Genomic DNA, 20,481 nt, shown 5'->3' on the forward strand with positions numbered 1-20,481 from the left:
AGTGGGCGTTGCAGTAGTAGCAGGAGCTGCAGTCGTAGGAGCTGCAGTTGACGATTGAGCTGTAGCTGTCGATTGAACAGCGGCTGTTGATTGAACTCTGGCTGTCGGTTGAACTGAGGCTGTCGATTGAACTCCAGCGAACGGTTGAACTCCAGCGAACGGTTGAACTGCGACTGTTTGTTCAACTGCCGCTGTCGATTGAACTGCGGTTGTCGATTGAACTGCGGCTGTCGATTGAACTACGGCTGTCGATTGAACTGCGGCTGTCGATTGAACTGCGGCTGTCGGTTGAACTGCGGTTGACGATTGAACTGTTGCTGCCTGTTGAGCCATGGTTGTTGGATGAACTGCGGTTGTAAGTTGAGTCGTGTTTTGAGCCTGAAGGTTCAGGGGCAGTAACAGAAATACAGGAGCGATGAACAGGGCCGAATAATGCCGCAACTTAATCATTTTCAGGACTCCTTGGAAAGTCGATAGGAAGCCTAGACTCTGCATTAATACTTATCCATTAATATGATTAAGATGTTTCAGGAAAATAGTTGGACTTTTCTTTCTACTCTCTCTTCAGTGCTCTTGCCCGGACTGCCAGCACGGACTCCAAAGCTATTTTATATCACCGGTTTTGCTCTTGATGGGAATGTAAATATGCCGAGATGATGTCTGGAGTCCCACGCAGGGACTCACAGGACTTGAAAGCACAGGAATCAGGATAAACGCAGCTTACGCTTATAGATTCAACATTACAGCCAGAGTTGTTATAAAAGTTGTTATGACACCCAAAGCAGTCGTCGCGGCGGTTAGACCAGCAGATGAAGTGGTTACCAAGTCAGAGTCGTCTAAATCCGCTGATTTAGTGTTAATTAAAGCAGGGGGAGTGGCTGTCGGGCAGAGTGATGTACCAAAGTAGAACTGACCCTCGACGTTGGTCAGCCCAGTTAAAGCAGTAGCTTTGGAATCATTGATGGGAGTCCAGCTATTCACGATCTGGCAGAGTGTCGGTGCACTGGTCGTTGCCATGCCGACGGTTGAACTCACGGATCTTCGGCACTCAGCTGCCAGTGGTAATGGATCAACGGCTTTCAGGGAGAAATATTCGTTACGTACATTCCACAGAGTCACTGCCATAAAGTGATTGCAGGCCAGGGTCAGATCAAGCTGTTTAATGATAGTTAAAGCTGTCGTTGTGAGGTAGATATCATTACCAGCCAGATTAATCAGAGGAGCTTTTCTATCGGTAAACCCAAGACCTCTTAAAGCGAATCCCCCTCGTCGGTTTTCAAATCCTGTTCTAATTTCACTGCGTGTTGTGCCTTTATTGTCGATGGAAATCGTGTTTCTGAAGATATCGATACTGCTTCCGGATCCAATTGAAATTTCAGCCAATTCTGAGATTTTGCCCCGGAATGTATTCTCAATTATTTCGAGCTTGTTTGACTGGTTATTGATCTTGCCAAGATTAATGAATATCGCTTCCTCGGCAATCATACTGTGCCGTGTTGTGCGGATGATTTCACCTATGACCTTGTTGTTGGCGAAACGCAAGCCCGGGCCCTTGCGCAAATCATTGGCGGATGCATCCAGAGCTGAATTGCAACTCATGTCAACTGCAGCCCAGGTAGGGAGATATAAAACGTTGTTTTCTATAGCCAGTGTCCGGTTATAACACTTTGTGTAAAAAATAGCGTAGATTGGATTATCGGGATTAGCTCCAGTTGGCCGGAAAGTTATGTGTTTTATATGATTGTCTATTGTTTCGCTAAAATTGAATTTACCATTGTATTCAACACCAACCCCGATCATGTATCTGTTTGTAAAACCTGGATGTAGCTTGATAACAATTTCAAAACCGTCATCAGCAGCTCCGATGATGTCCTGACCGTTCTTCAAAGCTATTGGACTGGCAATAAGATAATCAACAGTGGGCTTACCTGTTGTGGGGGCAACAGTTGGAGAAGTCGTTTTGGAGGAAAGCAAGATAACGGTGTTATCAGGAATCCGTTTTATCAACTCACTTAAATCATCTGCAGGGTCGGCACTGAGAACAATGCACTGTCGTCCGCTAAAAAGATCACTGTACTGATTCAGGCGTTGTTCAACCCCCGTCGTTTGACCTCTGAGAGAGTTGCATAATTCCGGTAGGAGAGCTGCAGTAGTGGGAGCTGCAGTAGTAGTAGGAGCTGCAGTCGTAGGAGCTGCGGTTGACGATTGAGCTGTAGCTGTCGATTGAGCTCTGGCTGTTGATTGAACTCCAGCTGTCGATTGAACTGCAGCGAACGGTTGAACTGCAGCGAACGGTTGAACTGCGACTGTTTGTTCAACTGCCGCTGTCGATTGAACGGCGGCTGTCGATTGAACTGCCGCTGTCGATTGAACGGCGGCTGTCGATTGAACGGTGGTTGTCGGTTGAACTGCGGCTGTAGATTGAACTGCGGTTGTCGGCTGAACAGTGGTTGTAGATTGAGTCGTGTTTTGAGCCTGAAGGTTCAGAGCCAGTAACAGAAATACAGGGGCGAAAAACAGAGCCGGATCACGCTGCAACTTAATCATTTTCGGGACTCCATGGAAAAGTCGATAGGAAGCCTAGACGCTGTGTTTATACTTATCCATTAACATGATTAAGGTGTTGCAAGAAAATTAGCAAAATCGTCGTAAACCCTCGCCTAAGAGGCTGTCGCAAAACTCTTCATTCTCGTCATTCACGCGAAGGCGGGTGTCGCAAAACCCTCTCCAGCGAGGGAACGAGTTGACTCCAGTCATTCCCGGCTTCATTCTCGTCATTCCCGCGAAGGCGGGAATCCACACGACTCACCACCAGAACCATACTGCCCGATGCCCCCTTGGCCTTGTCATCCCCGAGAAGGCAGAGATCCACCGTTGGCGCTGGATTCCCGCCTTCGCGGGAATGACGACCTCAGAGCATGGGAACGAGTTGACTCCAGTCATTCCCGGCTTCATTCTCGTCATTCCCGCGAAGGCGGGAATCCACACGACTCACCACCAGAACCATACTGCCCGATGCCCCCTTGGCCTTGTCATCCCCGAGAAGGCAGAGATCCACCGTTGGCGCTGGATTCCCGCCTTCGCGGGAATGACGACCTCAGAGCATGGGAACGAGTTGACTCTCGTCATTCCCGACTTCATTCTCGTCATTCCCGACTTCATTCTCGTCATTCCCGCGAAGGCGGGAATCTACACTGACTCACCACCAGAACCACACTGCCCGGTGCCCCCTGGCCCTGTCATCCCCAAGAAGGCGGAAGCCCACTGTTGGCACTGGATTCCCGCCTTCGCGGGAATGACGACCTAACTCTGGTTTCCACGTTCCAGCATGGGAACGAGCTGTTAGAGTTTTGCGACAGCCTCGATAAGGCGGGGAGCGTCACGTGGATCTTTCTGTCAATCCTCCCTTTAGTGCTGCTATCCAGGGTGTTGCAACAGCCTCTTTAAACCGGGGGGATGAGTCAGCTCAGGTTATAGTTTCAACAAAATGACCAGAGTGGCTATGAACTCCAAACCATTGGTCATTGAGGCTTTGACCGCCGATGAAGTGGAAACCGGGCTGTTACTGAAAGTCATATTGGTAATAGAAGCAGAGGACTGAGGCTCTGTCATGCAAACAGCTGAGCCAAAGTAGAACTGACCCTCGACGTTGGTCAGTCCAGTCAAAGCAGTGGCTTTGGAATCATTGAAGGGAGTCCAGGTATTCACGATCTGGCAAAGTGTCGGTGCACTGGTCGTTGCCGGGCCGACGGTTGAACTCACGGAGCTTTGGCACTCACCTGCCAGTGGCAATGGATCAACGGCTTTCAGGGGGAAGTATTCGTTGTCTACTTTCCACAAAGTCATTCCCATAAAGTGGTTACAGGCCAGCGCCAGATCAAGCCTGTCATAGATAGTTAAAGCTGTCGTTGTGACGTAGATGTTGTTACCAGCCAGATTAATGAGAGGCGCTTTTCTATAGGCAAAAAGGAAAAGACTTTTTAAAGCGAATCCCCCCCTTCGGGTTTCAATTCCTGTACGAATTTCGCTACGTGTCTTGCCTTTATTGTCTATAACAACAGTGTTTCTGAAGATATTAATATTGCTTCCGGACCCAATTGCAATCTGAGCCAATTCCGAGATTTTGCCCCGGAATGTGTTCTCAATTATTTCGAGTTTGTTTGACAGGTTGTTGATGTTGCGAAAATTAATGAATATTGCTTCCAGGGGAATCATACTGTGTTTTGTTGTGCGGATGGTATCACCAATGACCTTGTTATTAGCGAAACGTAAGCCCGGGCCCGTGTGCAAATCATTGGTGGATGCATCCAGATACGCAGTGCAATGAATGTTAACTGCGGCCCAGACAGGGAGATAAAAAACGTTGTTTTCTATAGACAATGTCCGGTTATAGCAGTTTGTGTGAATAATAGCGTCAGTCAGAGTATCGGGATTAACTGCAGTTGGCCGGAAAGTAATATGTTTTATATGATTGTCTCCTGTTTCTCCAGAATTGAATTTGCGACTGTATCCAACTCCAACCCCGATCATATATCTGTTTGTAAAGTTATCATGAAGCTTGATAACAATTTCAAAACCGTCATCAGCAGCCCCGATGATGTCCTGACCGCTCTTCAAAACTATTGCACTGGCAATAAGATATTCAATAGTGGGCTTTCCTGTCACAGGGGTAAGGGTTGGAGAAGTCGTTTTGGAGGAGAGCAAGATAACGGTGTTATCAGGAATCCGTTTTATCAACTCACTTAAATCATCTGCAGGGTTGGCAGTGAGAACAACGCACTGTCGTCCGCTCACAAGATCACTGTAGTGGTTTAGCCGTTGTTCAACCCCCGTCGTTTGATCTCTGAGGGAGCTGCATAATTCTGTTGGAATGAGAGGTGCAGTAGTAGGAGCTGCAGTTGACGATTGAGCTGCGGCTGTCGGTTGAGCAGTGATTGTAGATTGAGTCGTGTTTTGAGCCTGAAGGTTCAGGGCAAGTAACAGAAACACAGGAGGGATGAACAGGGACGGATGGTGCTGCAAGTTAATCATTTTCAGGACTCCCCGGAAAAGTCGATTGGAAGCCTAGCAGCCTGTCGGACTTAAGTCTGCCCTACTGCGGTTGCGATAAATTGGTCTAAAAATTCCTGCCTCTTCGTCAAATAGCCCCGCTATTCTCCTCAGAAGCAGAAATTTTTATCCTCAATTTCTCGCAATCCTCGCTACGGGCGCTTAAGTCCGACAGGCTGCTAGACGCTGTGTTTATACTTATCCATTAATATGATTAGGGTGTTGCAAGAAAATAGATGGACCTTTCTGCCTGTCCTCTCTTGCGTTTCTTTTACTCAGGGTGTTGGCCCTGACTCCTGAGCCATTCATACACAGGGTTTTGCAACAACCGATTTAAACCGAAAGGATGAATCAGTTCAGGTCTATAGTTTCAACAATATGGCCAGAGTGACTATGACCCCCAAACCATTGGTCACTGGGGCGGTACCTGATGATGAAGTCGGAACCGGACTGGTAGTGAAAGTCGTATTGGTAATAGAAGAAGAGGGCTGAGCGTCTGCCATGCAAGCAGCTGAGTCAAAGTAGAACTGACCCTCGACGTTGCTCAGTCCAGTTAAAGCAGTCACTGTGGAATCATTAATAGCCGTCCAGGTATTCACGATTTGGCAGAGTGTAGGTGGACTGCCAGTTGCCATGCCAACAGTTGAATTCGCGGACCTTTCGCACTCATCTGCCAGTGTTAATGGGTCAACGGCTTTCAGGCTGTGATTTGTAGGTTTTTGCCACGGACTGCCAGCCTGCAGGTGGTTACAGGCCAGAGCCAGTTGAATGCTGTCACTAACGACTATAGCTGCTGCTGTTACCCGGATCTGATTGCCTGCAAAATTATAAAGAGGAGGTTCTTCAATTTTACTGGTATGACCTATCAGAATGAATCCCCCTTGTATTAATTTTCCTTGACCAGCAAGTTCCTTGAAGGTCAGACCGACATTGGAAATATTGACCGTATTTCTGAAAACATCCATACTGGTTCCGGCTCCAAGCATTATCTCTCCCGCTCCTGCCATTGTGCTTTGAAATATGTTCTCTATAGCAGCGACCCTCTGTGTCTGGTTCTTGATGGCAGGAAGTCGAATACGTATCCCTCTCTCGGGAGTTAAGTCTTTTATATGCGTTGGGACAGTGTTACCTGTAACTGTGTTATTGACGAACAGCAGGCCCGGGCCCGGACGACTGTCATTTTGGGCCGCATTCAGATGTTCTCTACACTCAAGGTTAACCGCAGACTCGTAAGGAAGATGGAATACATTGTTGCCTAAAATCAGTCTCCGGTTAAAGCACTCTGCTAAAACAATCACATTAATTGGTCTGGGTAGCTTAGGTCCAGTTGGCAGGAAAGTAACGTGTCTTATATGGCTGTCTTCTGTTTCTCCAAACTGGAAGTTATAAGGGTTTCCAACCCTGACCATCTGTTCATCTGTATAACCTGCGTCATTCTTGATGACGATTTCAAAACCGTCATTAGCGGCCCCAAGAATGTTCTGACCGTCTTTCAAAACGATTGCACTGCCAATAGGGTAGTTAATCTGGGTAATGCCCGATGCAGGGTCAGGGGTGACGGATGGTATAGGTGTGGTTACATTAGTGACAGCCTCTGAGGAGAGCAGTATCACGGTGTTTTCAGGAAGCCGGTTTATCAACTGAGCAAAATCTTTTGTCGAATTGGCATTGAGAACAACGCATTGCCGCCCGCTGACAAGGCTACTGTATAGATTTAGCCGTTGCTGAACCCCTGTCGTTTGTCCTGACAGAGAGTCACACGCCACCGCTGCAGGGTGTATTGTGGTTGGAGTCTGGGTCGTCTGAGCCTGCAGACTCAGAGCCAGTAGCAGGAATACTGTGACGATTAATCGAGCAAAATAATGTTGCAACTTAATCATTTTCAGAACTCTTCATAAAAAGTCGATGGCAAGCCTGGACTCTTCATAAATACTTATCCATTAACGATAACAGGGCGTTTCTATAGAATAGGTGGTTTTTTCTGCCTATTCTTCCCCTGGCTTTCTGCCAAAGTTGCAGTTCTGACGACAGAGCCATTCACATGCGGGGTTTTGCCACGGCCTCTATAAACCGGAGGGACGTATCATTTCAGGTATAGATTCAATAATAGGGTCAGAGTGGTCATGACACCCAAAGCAGCTCTCATGGAGGTCACAGCCGCCGATGAATGGTGGGCCACTGCTATACGGATACCTGGAGCTGAGAGAGCACTGAACAGCTGGCAGACTTCTGAGTCAAACAAAAACTGACCTTCGAAGTTGACCAGTCCAGTGCATGCAGTCGCTGTGGAGTTATAGATTGCCGTCCAGGTATTTGCATCCCTGCTAGTGTATGAAGTGTGTGCTGGTCTGGCAACGGGTGGACTCAATGGTCTTAGACATTCATCTGCTATCAGTAATGGATCAACCGCTTTCAGGCTGAATTGTTTTAAAAGTTGTCGCCACGGAGTGACTGCTTGCAGGTGGTTACAAGCCATTGCCAGTTCAAGAGGTGGACTGACAGCTAAAGCTGTCCCTGTCACCCGTATCTGATTGCCTGCAAGATTAAAGAGAGGACGTTCTGAACCGGTATTTTTTATATGGCTCACCAGAGCAAATCCACATTCTCTTTGTTGTCGTTGACTTCTGGCGGCGCGATGTGTGGTACCGGCATTGTTAATATCGATTGTGTTTCTGAAAACATCCATACTGGTTCCGGGTCCAAGAATAAACTCACCCGCGTCTGCCATCCTGCCACGGAAGGTGTTGCCGTTAACAGCGATTCTCATCGACTGATTCTTGATGGCAGGAAGATGAATAAATAGCCCTTCTTCAGGGATATAGTCCAGGTACCATGTGTTAATTTTGTTGCCTATGACCGTATTGTTGGTGAACAGCAGGCCCGGGCCCGGGCGTCTGTCATTGACCGACGCATCCAGAGGTTGTTTGCAATCAAGATCCACGGCGGACCAGTCAGGAAGATGGAACAGGTTGTTTTCTAAAATCAGCCTCCGGTTGTAGCACTCGGCGAAAACAATAGCGCCGATGGGCGGAAAGTACTCAGGATAAGTTGGCAGGAAAGTAATGTGACTTATATGACTGTCTCTTGTTTCTCCAAACTGGAAGTTGGCAGTGGCTCCGACCCTGACCATATATTTGTTTGTATACTTTGACACCGGCGTGATGATGATTTCAAAACCGTCATCAGCAGCCCCGATAATGTCTTGCCCGTCCTTCAAAACGATTTCGCTATTAATGAAGTACTTGACCGGTACTGTACCTGTCACAGGGTAAAAGGATGAAGAAGGCGTCACGTCAGGGACAGTGTTGGACGAAAGCAGTATCACAGTGTTTTCAGGAATCTGATTGATCAAATGAGCTAAATCCTTTTTCGGTTCAGCACTGAGAACGATGCATTGTCGTCCACGAACAAGGTTTGCGTACTGTTTGAGCCGTTGCTGAACCCCTGCCGACTTTCCCAAAAGAGAGTCACAGGAAACCCTTGCAGGGAGCTGGGGAGGCGGAGTTTTCTGAGCCTGAACAGTCAGAGTCTGTAAAAGGAATACTGTGGTGATTAAACAGGCCAGATAATGTTGCAGCCTGTTCATAGTCAGGGCTCCCTGGAAAAGTAGATAGGAAGCCTGGACTCTGCACTTGTACTTATCCATCAAACTCTATTCCCGCGCTTTTGAGTGTCGTAAAACCCATGGTAACCAGATTTTTGCAACGGCCTTTTTAAACCTTAGGGATGAATTAGCCCGGGTTACAGAGTCAATAAAATGGCCAGAGTTGTTATGACAGCCAAGCCAGTAGTCACTGCGGTTGTACCTGCTGAAAAACTGGGGAACGCGGCGTTAATGGAAGCTGTGTCGGTAATAGAAGCAGGGGATCTGATTGCTGTCTGGCAGATGTCTGAGTCAAAAAAAAACGGACCTTCGAAGTTGATCAGTCCGCTGCAGGCAGTCGCCGGGGAGTTATTTATAGCCGCCCAGGTATTCATGACATGGCCGTTTGAAAACAGAATGAGTGTGGCCGTGACAGCTGCAGAACCTGGAGTGGGCAATAAAACGGTTGAACTGACGAAGGTTTCGCACTCAGCTGCCAGTGGTAATGGATCTGCAGCTTTCAGGATGAATTGTGGTTGAAGTTGTCGCCATGGGTTGACTGCCTGCAGCTGGTTACAAGCCAGAGCCAGTGTAAGGGGTGTGCTGACGGTTATAGCCGTCCCTGTTACATAGATCTGATTGCCGGCCAGATTAAAGAGAGGACGTTCTGCGTCGGTATTAGCATAACCTGTAAGAACAAAACCTCGTTGGGGTTGTCCTTCGGCAATGTAAATCACGGCTCTATTTCTGAAAACATCCATACTGGCTCCGGGTCCAAGATTAAACTCACCTGCATATGCCATTTTGCCCACGAACAGGTTCCCAATAACTGCGACCCTCTTCGAATGGTTCATGATGTTGGGAAGGTTAATATAGACCCCTCCATCGGGAATAGTTCCATGGTGCATCGCACTGACGGTGTCAACTCTGAGCGTGTTATTGGCGAACAGCAGACCCGGGCCGGGACGTGTGGCATTGGCCGATGCATTCAGAGGTTCTTTGCAATCAATGTAAACTGCGGCCGATTTGGGAAGAAAGAAAAAGTTGTCTTTTACAATTAATCTTCGGTTATAGCACTCTGCGAAAATAATGGTGTTGACCGGCCTGTGGTGTTTAGGTCCAGTAGACAGGAAAGTAATGTGTCTTATATGACTGTCTCTTGTTTTTTCAAACTGAAAGTTGTCAGTGGTTCCAGCCCTGATCATCTCTTTCTTTTGATAATATGAGTGAAACGTAATGACGATTATAAAACCGTCATCAGCAGCCCCGAGAATGTCGTGACCGTCCTTTAAAACTATCTCTCTGCCAATAAAGTACTTAACCGGTATTATACCTGTCGCTGGGGTGACAGTTGGGGCAGTGGTATTGGAAGAGAGTAGTATAACGGTGTTCTCGGGAATCTGTTTTATCAGCTCACTTAAATCATCTGCAGGGTTGGCAGTGAGAACAATGCATTGTCGTCCGCTAACAAGTTTACTGTACTGGTTTAGTCGTTGACTAACCCCCGTCGTCTGTCCTCTAAGAGAGTTGCACGCTGTTGGAAGGCTTGTTGTGGCTGAAGATTGAGTCGTTGTCTGGGCCTTTAAACTCAGAGTATGAAAGAGGAATACAGGGGCGATTAACCAGGCCGTATAATGCTGCAACTTAATCATGTTCAGAACCTTTTGGAAGAATCGACAGGATGCCCGGACGCTTCATCCCTCTGGCCTTTAAGCCGAAGGGATGGGTTCGGTTACAGATTCAACAATAGCGCCAGGGCTGTTATGACAACCAAACCCGTTGTTACTGAGGTTGTAGCCGTTGATGAATCGGAGCCTATGTTACCGGCAGGCCTGTTGTTATTGCCTGGAGATAGTGTAGTCGCTTTCAGACAGTCTTCCGGGCCAAAGAAGAACTTTCCTTCAACGTTGGTCAGTCCACTCAAGGCGTTGATCGAGCAGTTATTGATGGCCGTCCAGCTATTCTCGATCTGGCTGATTGTATAGGAACCGGAAGCGGGTGTTGACATAACAAAGGTTGAACTCACGAATTTTTTGCACTCACCTGCAAGGGGAAATGGATCAGCGGCTTTCAGGGTGAATTCTTTGTATAGTTGTAGCCACGGGCTGTATCCCTGCAGGTGGTTACAAGCCAGAGCCAGTTCAAGGGGTGGAATGACAGTCAGGGCTCTCCCTGTTACCCGGATCTGGTTGCCTGCCAAATTGTAGAGTGGACGTTCTGCATCACTTTCTGAATGACCTTTGAGAACGAAACCACTTCTTCGTGTTTTTCGCAGGCCAGTAGTGTCGAGAAGAGTGGGGCCAGCATTGATAATGTCGACCCTGTTTCTGAAAACATCCATACTGTTTCCGGGTCCAAGTTCAAACTGACCTGCATCTGCCATTACGCCCCTGATTGTGTTCCCGATAAGCGCGACTCTCTTTGACTGATTCCTGATGGCAGGAAGACTGATAAATACCCCCTCTCTGGGAATGGTGATTGTGTAGTCTTTCGTACTGATGATCTTACCGATAACCGTGTTATTGGTGAACAGCAAGCCAGGGCCCTGATTCCAGACATTGACAGACGCATCCAGAATATTTCTGCAATCAAGGTCAACCGCAGACCAGTTAGGAAGATGAAATAGGTTGTCTTCTACAATCAGTCTCCGGTTATAGCACTCTGCGAAAACAATGGTGTTAACGGGGTGCTGGTCCAAAGGTCCGGTCGGAAGGAAAGTCAGATGACTTAGACGATTGTCACTGGTTCTGCCAAAATGGAAATTGTCAGCGGTTCCAACCCTGACCATATTTTTATCCCGAAAACGTCCCCAAAGCGAAATAACGATTTCAAAACCATCATCAGCAGCCCCAAGAATGAACTGACCATTCTTCAAAACTATTTCATTCTTAATGTAATAGTGAATCCGGGTTTTTCCTGTCAAGGAGGGAGTGGTTGGGAAAATCGTGTGCGAGGAGAGCAGTATAACTCTGTTATCCGGAAGCTGTTTTATCAACTCACTTAAATCTTCTGCAGGGTTAGCACTGAAAACAGTGCAATGCCGTCCGCGAATCAGTTTGCTGTATTGGGTCGCTCGTTGCCTAACCCCCATCGTGTGATTCATAAGTGGCAATGCAACAGACTTGCATTCGGTCGGGTCAAGTTTATTATTGCGGTGAGCGCCCGGAACCTCCTGGTTCAGAGCCTGTAACAGAAATAAAGGAGCAATCAACCGGGCCAGATAATGTTGCAGTTTGATCATGCTGGGTCATACTCTTGGACGCTGCAATTTTACTCATCTATTAATCAAAACCGTTTGCCATGCTTGCGTGGGGATGAATAAGCTCAGGTCATAGAGATAACAATATGGCCAGAGTGACTATGACTCCCAGGGCAGAAGTAGTCACCAGATTTGTAACCGCTGACGAAGTGGGGATTACAGGGGTAATGAAAGTCTTGACGGTATCATGGGTCCTGCTGTTAATGGCTGTCGTATCGGTAATAAAAAAAGCGTGGGTCATCATATTAACTGTCTGGCAGACTTCTTTGTCAAAGAAGAACTGACCTTCGAAGTTGAGCAATCCGCTGCAGGCGTTGGCAGTGGAACCATTGATGGCGGTCCAGGTGTTCCTGATCTGGTTGATTGTATAGGAATTGGGTGTTGGCATGACAAGGGTTGAGTAAGGAGTTGGTCTGTCAAAGGTTGAGTTTGGAGTTGGCATACCAACGGTTGATTCCAGACCTGGCATGACAGAGGTAGAGTTTGGAGTTGACAGGCCAGCGGTTGATTCCAGACCCGGCATGACAGAGGTAGAGTCTGGAGTTGATAGGCCAGTGGTTGATTCCAGACCTGGCATGACAGAGGTAGAGTCTGTAGTTGACAGGCCAGCGGTTGATTTTGGAGCTTGTGTGGAAACGGTTGAATTCAGGGTTGGTATGTCAACGGTTGAGTATAGAGTTGGCATGTCAATGGTTGAGTCAGGTGTAGGTATGACAATGGATGAACTCATCACTCTTCCGCACTCATTTCCCAGTGGTAACGGGTTAGCAGATTTCAGGCTGATTGTTGGTTGAAGTTGTAGCCAGGGACTGACAGCCTGCAGGTGATTGCAAGCCAGGGCCAGTTTAAGGGGACCACTGACGGTTATAGCGGCTGCTGTAGCCCGGATCTGATTGCCTGCCAGATTATAGACAGGAGGTTCAGAGTCGCTGTCTTTGTGGCCTATGAGAGCAAAGCCTCCCTGCAGTGATTGTTGTTGACCACGGGCGCTGCGCAGTGTGATACCGATATTAGAAATGGCGACTCTGTTTCTAAAGACATCCAAACGGGCACCGGGCCCAAGAATAAATTCACCGGCTTCTGCCATTCTGCCCAAGAATCTGTTGCCAATAACCGCGAGTCTCTGTGACTGATTCTGGATGGCTGGAAGGTTAATGTGTATCCCTTCTTCGGCAAAAAAGAGGCCGAACAGCGTTCTGATACCAGCACCAAGGATCAAATTATTAGCGAACAGCAGGCCCGGGCCCGGTTGATTAACATTGGCGGATGCATCCAGAGGTTTTTTGCAATCAAGATTAATCGCCGTCCAATAAGGAAGAAGGAACTCGTTGTTTTCCATAATCAGTTTTCGGTTATAGCACTCTGCTAAAACAATTGCGTTAACTGGACTACGGTACCTGGGGCCTTTTGGCACGAAAGTAACGTGCCTTATATGACTGCTTTTTGTTTTTTCAAACTGGAAGTTGTCACGGGTTCCAACCCTGATCATAAATTTCTCTTTATAACTTGGCTTAAGCTTAATCACGATTTGAAAACCGTCATCAGCTGCGCCAATAATGTCCTGCCCGTCCTTCAAAACGATTTCACTATTAATAAAGTAGTCAATCGGGGTGTCACCTGTTGGGTGGATAATGGGTCGAATCGTCGTATGGGACGAGAGCAGTATCACAGTATTTTCAGGAATTCGATTGATCAGCTGAGCGCTATCCATCCTTGGGTCTGAACTGAGAACAACACACTTTCGTCCACGAACAAGTTCACTGTACTGGTCAAGCCGCTGACGAACCCCCGTCGGTTGTTTTGAAAGAGAGTCGCACCAATCTGTTGGAAGTGGTGGCTGAGTCACCTGAGCTTCCGGATTCAGAGCCTGTAAAAGGAATACAGGAACGATAAAACGGGCTAAATAATACTGTAACTTGTTCATATTCAGGACTACCGATAAATCTAGATAGGAAGCCTAGACGTTGCATTTACAATTAGCCATCAGTCTCTTTAAGGAGGAGGAGATTTAGTTTACAGGTTCAGCAGAAGGGCCAGAAAAGTCATGACGCTCAAACCGGTTATCGTGTTTGTAGCAACTGATGAAGTGGTAACTGGAGTGGTAATAGAAACAGAAGACGCATTGACTGTCACGCAGACTACCGGGTCAAAGTTGAACTGACCCTCGACGTTGGACAGTCCACTTAAAGCAGTCGCTGTGGAATTAATATCGGCGGTCCAGGTATTCACAATCTGACAGAGTCCGGGTGGACGGGTCGTTGCCATGGCTGCGGTCGAATTCACAGGTTTTTCGCACTCACCTGCCAGTGGCAATGGATCAGCGGCTTTGAAGCGGTGTTCCCGTTTGGTTTGTCGCCACAGTTTGAATGCCCGCAGCTGGTTACAAGCCAGGGCCAGTTCAATTAGTGCCTCGACATTTATAGCGGTACCTGTTACGTGAATCTGGTTGCCTGCCAGATTGTAGAGAGGTGGTTCTTTAGCGGGTTCACTATGACCGACAAGAATGAAACCACCTTTTCGTACTATTGTTCCATGCATTTGTTGCAGTGTCATGCCATAGTTGTCAATGTCGACACTATTTCTGAAGATGTCCATACTGCTTCCGGGTCCAAGGTCAAAATGACCCACATCTCCCATCTTGCCCTGGAATGTGTTCTCAATAACAAAGACCCTCCGGGACTGGTTCTCGATTTCAGGAAGAAAGATATATAACGCATACACAGGGATATGCACGTCGCCGTTCGAGTTGATTGAGTCGGCCAGTACCGTGTTATTGATGAACTGCAGGCCAGGGCCCGGACGCAAATTATTGGCAGCTGCATCCAGAGGTTCTCTGCAATCAAGTCTGACTCCAATCCAGTTTGGGAGATAAAATACGTTGTTGTCCACAAACAGTCGGCGGTTAGTGCACTCAGCGAAGATAATTGTGTGAATGGGTGAACTGTTGTCAGGTAGAATGGGTTGGAACGTAACGTGTTTTATATGACTGTCTCTTGTTTCTCCAAACTGAAAATCGAAATGGTAACCCATCCTGACCATATAATGTTGATCAAAACTTGGCCAAAGCGAAATAACGATTTCAAAACCGTCATCAGCAGCCCCGATAATATCCATACCACCTTTTATAAATATGTGACTGTCAATGAAGTAGTTAACCGGTTTTTTAGTTGTCGCAGGGGTAACGGAGGGAGTAGACGTCGCTCCATGGATAATGTTGGAGGAGAGCAGTATCACGGTGTTTTCAGGAGTTCGATTAATCAGCTCAGCGGTATCCTCTATCGGATCGGCACTGAGGACAATGCACTGTCGTCCACGAAAAAGATCATTATACTGGTTCAGCCGTTGCTGAACCCCCGCTGTTTGCCCTGTAAGATTGTCGCACAATGTTGACGGCAAGGATGTTGTGGTTGGAGACTGAGTCGTCCGGGCGTTCAGGCTCAAGGCCTGTATCAGAAATAAAGTAACGATTAACCGAGCTATATAACGCTGCAACTTAATCATTTTCAGGATTCCTTGGGAAGGTCGATAAGAAGCCTAGACGCTGTATTTATACTTATCCATTGACCTGTGTTGAGAAAGTACAACTCGTTTCCATGCAATGCCCGGGAAAGCATGTAACCCGAAAACCGGTCTCGATAACTTGAGACAGGCTATTGGGTTTCAACTCTGGGCCCAAAGCTTGAAAAGGAACCAGGTTTTTTAACAGCCTGCCTGAACTGGAAGGATGAATTAGCTCACATCACACAAAACAGACCCATGAGGGTCATGAGAAAACACAGACCAAAAAATTTGACGGTGTGATCTGGTAATCTTCTGTAGTTCATGCAGATACTCTCAGTTGTAGTGGTGCTGTCAGTTGTGCGGGTACTGGAAATAAAGGATGGAGCGAAGGACTGGCAGTTACCTGTGTCAAAGAAGAGCTGGCCTTCAAAGTTGACCAAACCGGAACAAGCCGTATCAGAGGAATAATGTGTGGCCGTCCAGGTATTTGCAGCCCGGATGTTTTCACGTGGGGTTGGTATAACATCGTTAAAACTCACAACGTTTTCACACTGTCTTCCAATATCACCAAATGTTGCCGGGAGTGCCTTCAAGTTGTATTGCGGTTGAAATTGCCACCATGCATTGAAGGCTTGCAGGTGGTTGCAAGACATAGACAGTTCAATCAGTCCCCCGATAGTTATAGCTGTTGCTGTCACCCGGATCTTATTGCCAACCACATTAAAGAGAGGCGTTTTTGCACCACTATTGGCATGACCTAAAAGAGCAAAACCACCTTTGAGGAAAGCGGGGCGACCAATGCTGCCGTAATTGCTAATATCAACCGTGTTTTTGAAAATGTTTATACCGCTTCCGGAGCCAAGCTTAAATTCACCCGCTTCTGCCATTTTGCCCCGAATTCTGTTCCCGCTAACAGTTAATGCCTCTTGCTGATTTCTGATGGCAGGTAGATTAATAGATATTCCTTTTTCGGGAACAAGGGTTTTGTTGAGCTTTTTGAAGCTTGTACCTATGACTGTGTTTTCGGCGAACAGCAGGCCCGGCCCCTGGCGGTTGACATTGTCTGATGCATCCAGAGATTTATTACAATCAAGGACAAGTGAAGCCTGGAGAGGAAGGTGAAATACGTTGTCTTTTAAAATGAGTTTCCGGTTATAGCACTCTGCAAAAACAATGGAGTCAATTGCGGGGGAGCCATTTTCCCGACTGGGCTGGAAGCTAAGGTGTCTGATATGACTGTCTTTGGTTTCGTCAAACTGGAAATTGTCAGTGGTTCCGACCTTAACAAAATGTTTATCTACAAATCCCGGCCGGTCCCTGATGACGATTTCATGGCCATCATCAGCTGCCCCGAGAATGTCTTGACCGTTTTTTAAACGTATTTCACCGCCAATAAGGTACTCAACCGGGACTTTGCCCGAGACAGGGTAACCTGATGGAGAAGGCGTCTTCACTGCGGGGGCAGTATTGGAGGAGAGCAGTATCACGGTGTTTTCAGGAATTTGATTGATCAGCTGATCGGTATCCACTGTACGGTCGGCACTGAGAACAATGCACTGTCGACCGCGAACATGGCTTTTATACTGGTTTAGCCGACTCTGAACCCCTGGCGTCCGCCCTGAAAGAGCGTTGCAGGACATCGTTGGAGGGGGAGATGAAGGAGAAGGAGCTTCGAATGCAGTCGATTGAGTTGTCGTTTGGGCGTGGAGACTCAGAGCCTTTATAAGAAACACAGGAGCGATTAATCGGATTAAATTATGAATCACTTTAAAAACTTCCGGAAATCCTAAAACAAGGAAGCCTAGACTCTGAATTTATACCTATCCATTAATATTATGCGATCTCATGTAATTCGATCATGAAAAAATTTGCAAGAACGTATCGGTTCCCAAGTGTCGGACCACAGGACCTGAAAGCATGGGAACCAGGGTTCTGTAATGCTGTTTTGCGGGGAATGATTGCGTCAAAAGGATGAATTATCTGAGGTTACAGATTCAACCGCTACTAAAAATCTAACATAATCTGTAATTATGTAGACTTATCTACGCCGTCGGCATGGATGCACGACGAATCGTGTCTAACTCCACTCTTGCGTAGGGTTTAGGGTCTGGGCGACCCCGTCGAGCTGCAACGTGTCTCGACCATAATTATCAAGGTTCAAACTTGCACTGTAATCTCTGTCATGCAGGGTTTTACATTTTGGACACCGCCACTCACGATCAGACAGAGTGAGATTGTCATTTATGTAGTCGCAAGTGTGAACCGCACACTTTTTTGAACTTGGAAAGAACCGATCTGCAATCACAACCTGGCATCCTCTCAGCTCTGCCTTGTATTCAACAAGTTCTCTCAGCTTACCGAAACCTGCGTCACTGATTGCTCTTGCCAGTTTGCGGTTTTTTACCATGCCTTTGACATTCAGATTTTCGAGGGTGATTATTTTGAATCTTGACGTCAGATAATCACTTACCTCATGTAGTACGGCTGATCGCTGGTTACTTATCCGGTAATGCAGTTTGGCAACCGCTCGCTTGGCTTTCACATAGCGGTTGCTTCCCTTTGTTTTGCGGCTTAACGCCCTCTGTTTTCTGTTAAGGCGTTTCAGAGAGCCTTTCAGTTTCTGATTAGCAGCAAAGGTTTTGCCATTCGAACAAATAGCTAAATCCTTGATGCCAAAATCAACGCCTACAGACTCATTGCTTTGTGCTTTTGGGTCGTAATCCTGAGTGTCTACCAAAATAGAAGCGAAATACTTTCCGGCTCGCTTACTGATCGTCACCTGACAGGGTGTTCCTGTGAATCTCAGCTCTTGGCGCATCTTGATGCGGGTTTTCAGTTTCTCAATGCGAAGTGTTCTGTCATCAACATCGAACTTGGGTTTTTCTCTGAGAGAAAAACTGTCGTGTAGTCCTCGCTTCTTGAACCTTGGATAACCTGCTTTTTCTCCTTTCTTCACCCGACGAAAGAAGTGAGTAAAGGCGTCATGAAGATCGTCGATTGTGTTCCTGGTGACACGTTGGCTGACTTCGGCATACCAGGGAAACTCAAGCCTGAGTTCCTGGTATTTTTCATTCGCAGCCTTCTTTGACCATTTAACGCCTTCTTTATTGAAATGTGCTAACAGTTGATTGAACGCATGACGACGAGAACCACAAGCCCTATCAAGATAATCGGCTTGTTGTTTTGTCGGTCTGAGTTCAATCTTGTGAGCTAACAACATCTCGCAAAGTCTCAAGCATTTTTTCGTATAACCTGAGTTCGCCAACCTTCTATAGAACAGTAGGCTTCCAGTAACTCTTGCTGCCTGTCTAAGTCTGGCTTTTGGTCGTGACCGGATACTCTGCAATAGCAAAGCGTAGGCGCAGCTTCGTTACTTTAGCCCATCAATTCAGACACGTCGTAGTAACAAGTTCCAACTTTGGTCTTTCTGGCAGGAAGCAGCTCACCTGTACTTTCCGATTTTCGTAGTGTTACTGGGTCTGTACCATGTAAACGAGCTGCCTCACCTATCTTCAGTAATCACTTATCAATGCTTGAGATTTTATAAGATAGTTTTGGATTATAATAGATTTCTGCGAACTGTTTTTAACCCTATGACCAGACTAGCCAAAACACCCAAACCATTAATCTCTGCGGTTGTTCCCGCTGCTTTAGTTGGGGTCAAAAGGGAACTGGACGTTGTATTAGCAACAGAAGCAGAAGCAGAACCAGAACCAGAACGTAGAGTGAATGGTTGGCAGATTTCTGAGTAAAAAAAGAACTGACCCTCGAAGTTAGCCAGACCGGCACAGGCAGTGGACGAGGAATTGTTTATGGGAGTCCAGGTATTTGCAAACCGGATGCTTCCATGTGTTGTGGGAGTTGGTATGGCAACCGTTGAATTTACAGCGGGAGTTGACATAACAACGGTTGAATTTGGAGTGAGTGTTGACATGGCAAGGGTTGCATTTGGAGTGGAAGCCGATATAACAACGGTTGAGTCCGGACCGGATGTCGGCATGACAGTCGTTGGGCCCACAAGGCTAGCGCACACTCCTGACACTTCTCCCAAAGGTGCTGGCATTGCTCTAATGCTGGATTGTTTTAAGGGTTGCCACCATGGATTGAAGGCCTGCAGGCGGTTACAAGCCAGAGTCAGTCCAATCTGTCCCCTGACGTTTATAGCGGTCCGTGTTACCTTGATTCGATTGCCTGCCAGGAAAAAAACAGGCAGTTTTGAAGGGCTATGTGTAGGCCCAACCAGAACGAAACCTCCTTTGCGAGCAGAGCTTCGAATTGTGAGGCCAGCATTGGATATATTGACAATGTTATTGAAGACATTGATTTTAGATCCGGGTCCAAGTCTAAACTCAGCCGCTTGTGCAATATGGTCCTCAAATGTGTTTCCAATAACCGATAGTCGATCTGACTGGTTAATAATAGAAGGAAGATTAATCAATATCCCTTGTTCCTGAGTCACATAGTAATAAGTATTGTCCATAATCCAGCTGTATTTTCCTCCATAGATTTTGTTATTGGCGAACAGCAAGTTTGGGCCAGGGTTCCGGGTTGAGTCAGAGGCATCGGAGAATTTTTTGCAATCAAGAGCGAAGGCGGCCTTTGCAGGACTTACGAATAGGTTATCCTCTATGATCAGCTTCCGGTTGAAGCACTCTGCAAAAACAATGGATTCAATGGGATGGTGTATACTTCTCTTCCATGGCGAGAAAGCAAGGTGTCTTATATGGCTGTCTTTCGTTTCTTCAGGTTTGAAGCTTTCAGGGTATCCAACTCTGAGTATGTGTCTGTATTTAAAATATGAGCGATCCTCGATGACAATATCAAAACCGTCATCAGCCGCTCCGATAATGTCCTGACCGTTTTTCAAAACTATTTCACTGTCAACAGAATACACAGCTGGAGTTTTATCTGTCACGGGGAAAGCGGACGGAGAAGGTGTCGCGCCAGGTGCAGTCGCGGAGGAGAGCAAGATAACGGTGTTCTCTGGGATCTTTTTTACCAACGCACCTAAATCCTCTGATGGGTCGACACTGAGAACAACGCACTGTTTTCCATTAACAAGTTCTCTGTATTGCTTCAGCCGTTGCTC

Annotated in this window: 14 protein-coding genes and 1 pseudogene; 3 read left to right on the top strand and 12 right to left on the bottom strand. The window is 47.0% G+C overall.

What is annotated here, in order from left to right; genetic code table 11:
- The first annotated feature begins 86 nt into the window (after positions 1–86).
- Positions 87–359 (top strand): hypothetical protein, encoded by a 273-nt coding sequence (locus P6910_RS10540; protein ID WP_317146216.1) that lies wholly within the window; start codon positions 87–89, stop codon positions 357–359.
- A 367-nt stretch (positions 360–726) separates the two neighbouring features.
- Here P6910_RS10540 and P6910_RS10545 read toward each other — a convergent pair whose 3' ends face one another.
- Positions 727–2,007: a hypothetical protein gene (locus tag P6910_RS10545; RefSeq protein WP_317146217.1), complete on the bottom strand. Its 1,281-nt coding sequence runs from the start codon at positions 2,005–2,007 to the stop codon at positions 727–729.
- 230 nt (positions 2,008–2,237) lie between these two features.
- Between P6910_RS10545 and P6910_RS10550 the strand changes: the two genes are divergently transcribed.
- The gene (locus P6910_RS10550; RefSeq protein WP_317146218.1) at positions 2,238–2,420 is read left to right on the top strand and encodes a hypothetical protein; all 183 of its coding nucleotides are present in this window, start codon (positions 2,238–2,240) and stop codon (positions 2,418–2,420) included.
- A gap of 290 nt (positions 2,421–2,710) precedes the next feature.
- The gene (locus P6910_RS10555) at positions 2,711–3,307 is read left to right on the top strand and encodes a hypothetical protein (RefSeq protein WP_317146219.1); all 597 of its coding nucleotides are present in this window, start codon (positions 2,711–2,713) and stop codon (positions 3,305–3,307) included.
- Between the two features lie 164 nt (positions 3,308–3,471).
- Here the strand turns inward: P6910_RS10555 and P6910_RS10560 are convergent, their stop codons facing one another.
- From P6910_RS10560 to P6910_RS10605, 11 genes and pseudogenes are all read right to left on the bottom strand, one after another.
- A complete protein-coding gene (locus P6910_RS10560; protein ID WP_317146220.1) occupies positions 3,472–5,031 on the bottom strand; it encodes a hypothetical protein in 1,560 nt (519 codons plus the stop codon).
- A 380-nt stretch (positions 5,032–5,411) separates the two neighbouring features.
- Entirely contained in the window at positions 5,412–6,929 is a 1,518-nt protein-coding gene (locus P6910_RS10565; protein ID WP_317146221.1) for a hypothetical protein, read from the bottom strand.
- 203 nt (positions 6,930–7,132) lie between these two features.
- Positions 7,133–8,695: a hypothetical protein gene (locus tag P6910_RS10570; protein ID WP_317146222.1), complete on the bottom strand. Its 1,563-nt coding sequence runs from the start codon at positions 8,693–8,695 to the stop codon at positions 7,133–7,135.
- A 95-nt stretch (positions 8,696–8,790) separates the two neighbouring features.
- Positions 8,791–10,284 carry a hypothetical protein gene (locus P6910_RS10575; protein WP_317146223.1) on the bottom strand — a complete coding sequence of 498 codons (1,494 nt, stop codon included), beginning with the start codon at positions 10,282–10,284 and terminating at the stop codon, positions 8,791–8,793.
- Positions 10,285–10,364: 80 nt separating this feature from the next.
- The gene (locus P6910_RS10580) at positions 10,365–11,873 is read right to left on the bottom strand and encodes a hypothetical protein (RefSeq protein ID WP_317146224.1); all 1,509 of its coding nucleotides are present in this window, start codon (positions 11,871–11,873) and stop codon (positions 10,365–10,367) included.
- Between the two features lie 88 nt (positions 11,874–11,961).
- Positions 11,962–13,815: a hypothetical protein gene (locus tag P6910_RS10585; RefSeq protein ID WP_317146225.1), complete on the bottom strand. Its 1,854-nt coding sequence runs from the start codon at positions 13,813–13,815 to the stop codon at positions 11,962–11,964.
- An 89-nt stretch (positions 13,816–13,904) separates the two neighbouring features.
- Positions 13,905–15,392 (bottom strand): hypothetical protein, encoded by a 1,488-nt coding sequence (locus tag P6910_RS10590; RefSeq protein ID WP_317146226.1) that lies wholly within the window; start codon positions 15,390–15,392, stop codon positions 13,905–13,907.
- 233 nt (positions 15,393–15,625) lie between these two features.
- On the bottom strand, positions 15,626–17,158 hold the full coding sequence (locus P6910_RS10595; RefSeq protein WP_317146227.1) for a hypothetical protein: 1,533 nt from the start codon (positions 17,156–17,158) through the stop codon (positions 15,626–15,628).
- Between the two features lie 311 nt (positions 17,159–17,469).
- Positions 17,470–18,612: an RNA-guided endonuclease TnpB family protein gene (locus P6910_RS10600; RefSeq protein ID WP_317146228.1), complete on the bottom strand. Its 1,143-nt coding sequence runs from the start codon at positions 18,610–18,612 to the stop codon at positions 17,470–17,472.
- A gap of 11 nt (positions 18,613–18,623) precedes the next feature.
- Positions 18,624–18,734, bottom strand: a pseudogene (locus P6910_RS26790) (IS607 family transposase); the annotation flags it as partial.
- Positions 18,735–18,951: 217 nt separating this feature from the next.
- A complete protein-coding gene (locus P6910_RS10605) occupies positions 18,952–20,259 on the bottom strand; it encodes a hypothetical protein (RefSeq protein WP_317146229.1) in 1,308 nt (435 codons plus the stop codon).
- Positions 20,260–20,481 lie beyond the last annotated feature (222 nt).

This window comes from Endozoicomonas sp. 8E, from assembly GCF_032883915.1.
In the GTDB taxonomy this organism is placed as follows: domain Bacteria; phylum Pseudomonadota; class Gammaproteobacteria; order Pseudomonadales; family Endozoicomonadaceae; genus Endozoicomonas_A.

Bases quoted from the DNA above. Each gene is read 5' to 3' on its own strand.
- P6910_RS10570 (WP_317146222.1), bottom strand. From the start codon at position 8,695: ATGGATAAGTACAAGTGCAGAGTCCAGGCTTCCTATCTACTTTTCCAG.
- P6910_RS10585 (WP_317146225.1), bottom strand. From the start codon at position 13,815: ATGAACAAGTTACAGTATTATTTAGCCCGTTTTATCGTTCCTGTATTC.
- P6910_RS10590 (WP_317146226.1), bottom strand. From the start codon at position 15,392: ATGATTAAGTTGCAGCGTTATATAGCTCGGTTAATCGTTACTTTATTT.
- P6910_RS10575 (WP_317146223.1), bottom strand. From the start codon at position 10,284: ATGATTAAGTTGCAGCATTATACGGCCTGGTTAATCGCCCCTGTATTC.
- P6910_RS10565 (WP_317146221.1), bottom strand. From the start codon at position 6,929: ATGATTAAGTTGCAACATTATTTTGCTCGATTAATCGTCACAGTATTC.
- P6910_RS10560 (WP_317146220.1), bottom strand. From the start codon at position 5,031: ATGATTAACTTGCAGCACCATCCGTCCCTGTTCATCCCTCCTGTGTTT.
- P6910_RS10600 (WP_317146228.1), bottom strand. From the start codon at position 18,612: ATGTTGTTAGCTCACAAGATTGAACTCAGACCGACAAAACAACAAGCC.
- P6910_RS10580 (WP_317146224.1), bottom strand. From the start codon at position 11,873: ATGATCAAACTGCAACATTATCTGGCCCGGTTGATTGCTCCTTTATTT.